Here is a 7,129-nt window from a genome sequence, read left to right on the forward strand (position 1 = left end):
GATTACATCGAAATGTTTTATAACAGTAAGCGTCGGCATGGTTCTAGCGATCAGATGTCACCGACAGAATATGAAAACCAGTATTATCAACGGCTCGGAAGTGTCTAGATTATCCGTGGCGATTCAGATTGCCGTTAAAATCAGCCAGGACTGGCGGCAATTGATTGTTGCAGCACCGGATTATTTTCAACGCTATGGGAAGCCTAAAAAACCGCAGGATCTTTTGAACCACAATTGCATCAACGTCCGGTATTCCGACACGAGTGGTTTGTATGCCTGGGAATTCGAGAAGGAAGACCAGAAGTTCAGCCTGAAGGTGAAGGGGCAATATATTGCGAACAGCACGGTACATCAGCTTGATGCAGCTCTTGATGGCCTGGGCGTAGCCTGCCTTCCAGAATATGTTGCGGATGAATATATCAGAAACGGCAGGTTGATTGTGGTACTGACCGAGTGGTGCCCCTGGTTTGAGGGCTACCACATCTTTTATCCTCACCGCCGACAGGATTCTCCCGCCTTTATGGCTTTCCTGCAAGTTTTGCGCAACCGGTACAATAACAGGATAAGGTAAAATACATTACGATAATACTAAAGCTTACCAGCTGACTTTCTCAGCACGGTTATATCCTTCTTGGGTGATTCCCCGAACATCCGCGTATATTCCCGGCTGAAATGGGACAGGCTTTCGTAACCGACAGCATAGGCTGCTGTGGTGACATCGTAATGTTCATTCAGCATCAGTCGCCTGGCTTCATTGAGGCGCAGCCATTTCTGATACCGTAGCGGGCTCATTCCCGCAAGCTGCCTGAAGTGTTGGTGGAAAGAGGGCGTGCTCATTTGCACCCGACTTGCCAGTTCTTCTACGCGTAAAGGTGATGCAATATTGGTCTTTAACCAGTCAATAGCTTTACCGATACGGTAGCCATGGCCGTCTACTGCTGCAATCTGTCTGAGATGATCGGACTGATCGCTCATCAAAAGCCGGTAATGTATCTCTCTTTGAATCAGCGGCCCGAGAACAGGAATAGCTTCAGGCTCGTCAAGCAAAGAAAGCAGACGGCAGAAAGGCTCCAGCAAAACATCAGTAATAGTTCCTATACCGACACCCGTTCCCGCGTCTCGTTTTTTAACCGGCGGCAGGCTTCCCTGTGCAATTAATTCCATCAGTACGCGCTGGTCAAGTTTATAGGCTACGCCCACGCAGGGACGGGATGTCGAAGCCTGTAATACTTCCGAGCTGGCTGGCAGGTCAAGAGATGTGATCAGGAATTTTTCCGCATTGTATTCGTAAGGTTCACCACCAACCCACATGATCTTCGCGCCATCGGCCACCAGAACGATACTGGGAGGGACCAGGCAGCTCACCGGAGGAGCGGGTTCGTTTCGGCGGAACAATTCGAGTCCTTCTACGGCTGTAGGGAAATCACCGGTGCAGGGTGTGCGCTGAGCTATATCGACCGAAAGTTCACCCAGTAGTTTTTCAACCGACTTCTCAGAAATCATTCTGTAATGCCTCACATTTGTTACTCCTTTTGACGTTAACAACTTAGCAGCTATGAAAATTGAAATATACGCTTTGAGATCAGGTTCAGAGGATCAGGCAAATAATGCAGAGTATTTTAATAACACCCTTCATTAAAGACACTCAAAATAACAACACTGAAATGAGGCAGTGTCCTGTAAGTCAGGGTTCACCGCGAGCAAATTTAAACCGTTCAGGTTAAAGCCATTTTTAACTGTCAGGCAGGTTATCCGGAGGAGACATACGTGAAAGAGTTTACTTTCTACAACCCAACCCGAATCGAATTCGGTTCCGGAAAAGAGAATACTATCGGTGCACACATTGCCAGTGCTGGCGCACGAAAAGTCCTGCTGTGCTACGGAAGCGAACGTATTAAACGAGAAGGCCTGTTCGATACGGTCAGCCAGAATCTTGCCGATAACGGCATCGAGTATATAGAACTTGGCGGTATCGTAAGTAACCCGGTGATATCCAAAGTCCGTGAAGGGGTGGAACTGGCCAAACAACATAACGTGGACGCTATCCTTAGCGTTGGCGGCGGCTCCGTACTTGACAGTGCTAAGGCTATTGCGGCCGGCGCACATTATAATGGTAACGTCTGGGATTTATTCGCTGGTAAAGGCGAGCTTTCCTCTGCTTTACCTTTGTTTGCCATTCTGACCCTGGCCGCAACGGGAAGCGAAATGAACCCGTATGCCGTTGTCACCAATGAAGAAACACATGAAAAATTATCGATCGGTAACGACTACACGCGTCCTGTGGTATCCGTCCTGAGTCCGGCACTGATGGCGGGCGTCTCCCGGGATTACCTGGTCTATTCTGCCGCTGATATCATTTCACACCTTATCGAAGTGTACTTCACCGCAACCGTTCAGCCTGCAATTCAGTCGCGTCTGGTTGAAGCACTACTAAATACGGTAATTGAAACCACACAAACGCTCATCGCCAATCCGGAGGATGAGGCTGCGCGTGGGGAATTTGCCTGGGCTGCAACCCTTGCCCAAAACGGTTTGATCCTGTCAGGCTGTGCCGGATTCAGTTATCCGAATCATGCAATCGAGCACTCTTTATCAGCACTTTTCAACGTTCCGCATGGGGCAGGGTTGTCCGTTGTTATGCCCGCCTGGATGAAATGGTACAAAAACCGAAATACACCGCAGTTTGATCGTTTCGCAAAATATGTGTTCGGACTCAGTTCGGCAGACGACGGCATCGCAGCGCTTGAGAAGTGGTTCGAAGAAATTGGTACGCCAACACGTCTTGAACAGCTGAACATCAGGGAAGCAGATCTGCCCGCTATCGTTGAGAACGTCCAGATCAATGTCAAAGCGTTTGGTATCGCCAGTGATTACCCACCGGAAGTTGTAACTGAAATACTCATGCATGCTGTCTGAAACATATCCCTCAATATCCAATGAAAGGTTTTAATATCATGACGCTAAAATCTTCAACGCGCTTTTTTAATGGCGCACTCCTTGCCGGAGCGATGGCTCTGATTTCAACAGAAGCTGCGGTCGCCCAGCCAGCATCAAGTACAGCAGATTCTTCAGTCCGTCTGGTTCAGACGTGGGATAAGACTTTCCCAAGGAGCGAAAAAGTGGATCATCAAAAAGTGACTTTTAAAAACCGTTACGGCATTACGCTTGCCGCTGATGTGTATCTTCCTAAAGATCGCGGGAACAAGAAGCTTGCTGCGCTTGTGATTTCCGGGCCTTTTGGCGCGGTAAAAGAGCAGGCCTCAGGTCTTTATGCTCAGACCTTAGCAGAGCGCGGATTCGTGACGCTGGCATTTGATCCGTCTTATACCGGTGAAAGCAGTGGTGAACCCCGCAATATTGCTTCACCTGATATCAATACTGAAGACTTTATGGCCGCAGTCGATTTTATTGGACTGCAACCTTATGTGGATCGTGAACGTATCGGTGTCATCGGTATCTGCGGTATGGGGGGGATTGCCCTGAACGCTGTTGCCGTGGATAAACGCGTAAAAGCGGTCGTTGCCAGCACCATGTATGATATGAGCCGCGTGATGTCGAAAGGCTACAACGACAGCGTAACGCCGGAGCAACGCGAGCAGGCGCTGGAGAAGATGAGCCTCCAGCGCTGGGAAGATGCGGCAAACGGCAAACCTGCATACCAGCCAGCCTATAATAAACTGAAGGGCGGTGAAGCACAGTTCCTCGTGGACTATGCGGACTATTACATGACCAAACGCGGCTATCATCCACGAGCCGTCAACTCTGGTAACTCATGGTCCGTGACAACGCCGATGGCCTTCATGAATTTCCCGCTCATGACCTATATTAAGGAAATTTCTCCGCGCCCGATCCTGTTCATCCATGGTGAAAAAGCGCATTCGCTTTACTTCTCCAAAACGGCTTATGAAGCGGCAAATCAGCCAAAAGAGCTTCTGATTGTTAAAGATGCAACACATGTCGATTTATATGATCGTATGGATAAGATCCCGTTCGATAACATCACTGCATTTTTCAATAAATATCTGAATAAGTAAGCCATAGCACCGTCCGGTGTTTTCAGATGCAGTGTCTGTGCGACAAACGACAGACACTGCTCTCTTAGCATGGGGTGTTGTGTATTCCCCCTAAAGAGCGTGCCGAATGGATACTAAACAAACGTTTTCACTTAGCTATGATGGCCTGACCGGCGAATGCGTGAAGATGATAAAAGAACTTCAGACAAACGCAGACAGTCTTGATGGTATTGGATTTGCGCTCGAACAGGCAAAAATACAGGCAGTGCTGGTACTCTGGAGTCGACTGGCAACCGCAGGAAAGGCATGCCAGCTCAGTTTCATTATGGACCGCCAATATATTATTCAGTTGATAGTCGGTAATACCGTCGCTGAGATGCATTAATCCTAATTTTAATAACAGCCACTCTGCTGTTACTCGTGAAGCAGGCTCTAATTTCTCATGCAACATTAATTTATCGAGTTAATGCTGCAATAGAAAAAAATAGCCGCATATGAAAGAGGAGAGGTTTATGTTCTGGAACTATGAAGTATTAACAAGAATAGATGAGGCCGATGACCTAAAAATCGCTCCGTATCATCCCGATATGAATACGACCGGTACGCCGACATGGATATGGGAAGTGAAGGTGGACAACCGACTTTTCGTCCGAGCCTATAGTGGTATCCGTTCAAAATGGTATCAGGCTGCATTGTCCCAGCAGGCAGGTAAGATACTGGCTATCGGACAGGAATTCGACGTACTGTTCGCAAAACCCTCGGACCCTGAGCTTGAAAGTAAAATTGATCAGGCTTACCTGAAAAAGTACTCCGGCAGCAGCTATGTTTCCGCAATGACAGGGATACGCGCCAGGGCAGCCACGATTGAGATTCTACCTTCGTGATGTCCTGTCAAAGTGATGCTGCCTGTACTGTGAGGCAAAATCTACCTGTTTAACGTTCATCTCCCTGAAACTGAAGGCACGTATGAAACCACTCTTTCCGAGCCTTCAGGTTTTTACATCCTTTTGTTGACTTATTCTGTAAAAAGATTACTTTTCAGGACATGAAAAAGATACTTATTATTGTACCCGATGGCGGCATGCTGTTTGAATCCGCCGGTATTGCTGACATTCTGATGCAGGCCAACCGCCTGCACCCGGAAGGTGCCCGGGAAATCTGCTACCAGGTCAAGCTAGCGACAACTCAACCGCATCAGGTTATCCATGGTCAGTCAGGTTTAAATCTGCTGGCCGACCATCGTCTGCATGAGATTGACCCTCGCGAGCCCCTCGATACCATCATGATTACCGGCAGAGGTCAAAACCCGCAGGAGGGGATGGCGGTGGTTGACTGGTTGCGCCTTGCCGCTCCCCATGCCCGCCGCATAGTCTCCATTTGCGGCGGTGCGATGCTGCTGGCGCAAACCGGACTGCTGGACGGCAGACGGGCCACTACCCACTGGAAGCTGCTGGAAACCATGCAGGCGGAATTCCCGCAGATCCGCGTCGAGGGCGGGCCGCTCTATATTCAGGACGAACATATCTGGACCTCTGGCGGGGTCAGTTCCGGCTTTGATCTTACGCTGGCGCTGGTTGAAGAAGACTATGGCTTCAGCCTGGCGCGCGATATCGCCCAGGACTTCGTCATGTATCTGCGTCGCCCGGGAGGCCAGCTGCAGTTTAGCCGCTATAACCTTCAGCAGACCGCCACCCAGGGCCCGATTAACGATCTGCTGGCGTGGTTGCTCGAAAACCTCACCGCCGACCTCAGCGTAGATAAGCTGGCGGAAAAAGTCGCCATGAGTCCGCGAAATTTCACCCGCGTCTTTACCCGGGAAACCGGCGCTTCGCCAGCGCGGTACGTCGCGGAAGCCCGCCTGGCCGCCGCGCGGCAGCGTTTGGAGCAGACTCACGAGACGCTGGATCGTATCGCCGAGCAAACGGGATTTGGCAGCAGTATTAACCTGCGACGCTTGTTTGAGAAACAGCTTAACCTCACTCCAGGTGAATATCGTCAACGATTTCACTGTCGCAAAATGGCGTAAAGTGATCCTTTTTTGTCATTTACGCCATAACCCGTCCGTCCTACTCTGACTCCAGCGATAATCGATAAGGAGTTAATTATGGTAAAGGTCGGTATTAACGGTTTTGGCCGGATCGGACGCAATGTACTGCGCGCAGCACTGAATAATCCGGATATTCAAATTGTGGCAATCAACGATTTGACGGACAGCAAAACGCTGGCGCATGTGCTGAAATAAGACTCGCTTCTCGGTAAGCTGGATGCAGAGGTCACCGCGGGTGAAGGGGGGCTTGTTGTTGATGGTAAACCCATTACCGTATTCAGTGAACGCAACCCGGCCAGTATTCCGTGGCGTCAGTGTGAAGTCGACATCGTTATTGAGGCTACAGGATTATTCACGGACCGTGAAAAGGCTGCTGTACATATCCACAGCGGTGGCGCCAAGCGCGTGATTATCTCTGCCCCGGGTAAAAACGATGATTTAACCATTGTGATGGGCGTTAATGAGAGCCTTTACTCCCCGGATAAACACTACGTGATCAGCAACGGAAGCTGCACCACCAATGGTCTTGCACCTGCTGCGCAGGTCCTGCACCAGCATTTCGGTATTAAACATGGTCTCATGAACACCACCCATGCCTACACCAACAGCCAGGCGCTGCACGATCAGCCGGAAAAATATCTGCGCGGGGCTCGTGCCGCCGCATTGTCGATTGTGCCTTACTCCAGCGGCGCAGCGAAGGCTCTGGGTAAAGTTATTCCTGAGCTGGATGGGCGTTTAACGGGATACTCGCTACGCGTCCCTGTGCCAGTGGTGTCCATTGTTGACCTCACCGTCACGCTTGAGCGAGATGTGACGGTCGAAGAGGTGAACAATGCTTTTCGCGAAGCCGCCGCAGCGGGACCTCTGAAAGGGATCCTGGGTTATAGCGATGAACCGCTCGTCTCCAGCGATTACCAGGGAGACCCACGCTCGTCGATTATCGACGGTCTATCAACGCTGGTGATTGGCGGTAATATGGTCAAAATTCTGGCGTGGTACGACAATGAATGGGGATTCTCTAATCGTCTCGTTGATCTGGCATTGATGATGGCAAAGCGTGAAAGCTAAC

The 7,129-nt window shown here is 50.0% G+C and carries 7 protein-coding genes and 3 pseudogenes; 8 read left to right on the forward strand and 2 right to left on the reverse strand.

Going from position 1 to position 7,129, the window contains the following annotated elements:
- Together ACWYRJ_RS19975 and ACWYRJ_RS19980 are read left to right on the forward strand one after the other, a co-directional pair.
- A partial coding sequence (locus ACWYRJ_RS19975) for an IS3 family transposase (protein WP_131023897.1) occupies nt 1-108 on the forward strand: 108 nt, incomplete at its 5' end.
- The gene (locus ACWYRJ_RS19980; protein ID WP_455508492.1) at nt 71-571 is read left to right on the forward strand and encodes a LysR substrate-binding domain-containing protein; all 501 of its coding nucleotides are present in this window, start codon (nt 71-73) and stop codon (nt 569-571) included. The genes ACWYRJ_RS19975 and ACWYRJ_RS19980, both read left to right, overlap by 38 nt.
- Before the next feature lie 17 nt (nt 572-588).
- On the opposite strand, the gene ACWYRJ_RS19985 is transcribed toward ACWYRJ_RS19980, so the two are convergent.
- The gene (locus ACWYRJ_RS19985; RefSeq protein WP_149366918.1) at nt 589-1,503 is read right to left on the reverse strand and encodes an AraC family transcriptional regulator; all 915 of its coding nucleotides are present in this window, start codon (nt 1,501-1,503) and stop codon (nt 589-591) included.
- A gap of 264 nt (nt 1,504-1,767) precedes the next feature.
- Here ACWYRJ_RS19985 and ACWYRJ_RS19990 point away from each other — a divergent pair.
- Nucleotides 1,768-2,778, forward strand: a pseudogene (locus ACWYRJ_RS19990) (iron-containing alcohol dehydrogenase); the annotation flags it as partial.
- Here the strand turns inward: ACWYRJ_RS19990 and ACWYRJ_RS19995 are convergent.
- Nucleotides 2,725-2,907, reverse strand: a pseudogene (locus ACWYRJ_RS19995) (hypothetical protein); the annotation flags it as partial. The pseudogenes ACWYRJ_RS19990 and ACWYRJ_RS19995 sit on opposite strands and share 54 nt — an antisense overlap.
- 29 nt (nt 2,908-2,936) lie before the next feature.
- Here ACWYRJ_RS19995 and ACWYRJ_RS20000 point away from each other — a divergent pair.
- The 5 genes and pseudogenes from ACWYRJ_RS20000 to gap all read left to right on the forward strand — a co-directional run bounded on the left by ACWYRJ_RS20000 (nt 2,937) and on the right by gap (nt 7,128).
- Nucleotides 2,937-4,034: an alpha/beta hydrolase gene (locus ACWYRJ_RS20000; protein WP_455508493.1), complete on the forward strand. Its 1,098-nt coding sequence runs from the start codon at nt 2,937-2,939 to the stop codon at nt 4,032-4,034.
- A 106-nt stretch (nt 4,035-4,140) separates the two neighbouring features.
- Nucleotides 4,141-4,398: a hypothetical protein gene (locus ACWYRJ_RS20005; protein WP_149366915.1), complete on the forward strand. Its 258-nt coding sequence runs from the start codon at nt 4,141-4,143 to the stop codon at nt 4,396-4,398.
- 127 nt (nt 4,399-4,525) lie between these two features.
- The gene (locus ACWYRJ_RS20010; protein ID WP_455508494.1) at nt 4,526-4,897 is read left to right on the forward strand and encodes a DUF2255 family protein; all 372 of its coding nucleotides are present in this window, start codon (nt 4,526-4,528) and stop codon (nt 4,895-4,897) included.
- Between the two features lie 161 nt (nt 4,898-5,058).
- Nucleotides 5,059-6,039, forward strand: coding sequence for a GlxA family transcriptional regulator (locus ACWYRJ_RS20015; protein WP_002904870.1), 981 nt, complete (start codon nt 5,059-5,061; stop codon nt 6,037-6,039).
- Nucleotides 6,040-6,117: 78 nt separating this feature from the next.
- A pseudogene (gene gap, locus ACWYRJ_RS20020) lies at nt 6,118-7,128 on the forward strand (type I glyceraldehyde-3-phosphate dehydrogenase).
- Nucleotide 7,129 lies beyond the last annotated feature (1 nt).

Source organism: Enterobacter sp. (assembly GCF_977039595.1).

Bases quoted from the DNA above. Each gene is read 5' to 3' on its own strand.
- ACWYRJ_RS19980 (WP_455508492.1), top strand. From the start codon at position 71: ATGAAAACCAGTATTATCAACGGCTCGGAAGTGTCTAGATTATCCGTG.
- ACWYRJ_RS19985 (WP_149366918.1), bottom strand. From the start codon at position 1,503: ATGATTTCTGAGAAGTCGGTTGAAAAACTACTGGGTGAACTTTCGGTC.
- ACWYRJ_RS20000 (WP_455508493.1), top strand. From the start codon at position 2,937: ATGAAAGGTTTTAATATCATGACGCTAAAATCTTCAACGCGCTTTTTT.
- ACWYRJ_RS20005 (WP_149366915.1), top strand. From the start codon at position 4,141: ATGGATACTAAACAAACGTTTTCACTTAGCTATGATGGCCTGACCGGC.
- ACWYRJ_RS20010 (WP_455508494.1), top strand. From the start codon at position 4,526: ATGTTCTGGAACTATGAAGTATTAACAAGAATAGATGAGGCCGATGAC.
- ACWYRJ_RS20015 (WP_002904870.1), top strand. From the start codon at position 5,059: ATGAAAAAGATACTTATTATTGTACCCGATGGCGGCATGCTGTTTGAA.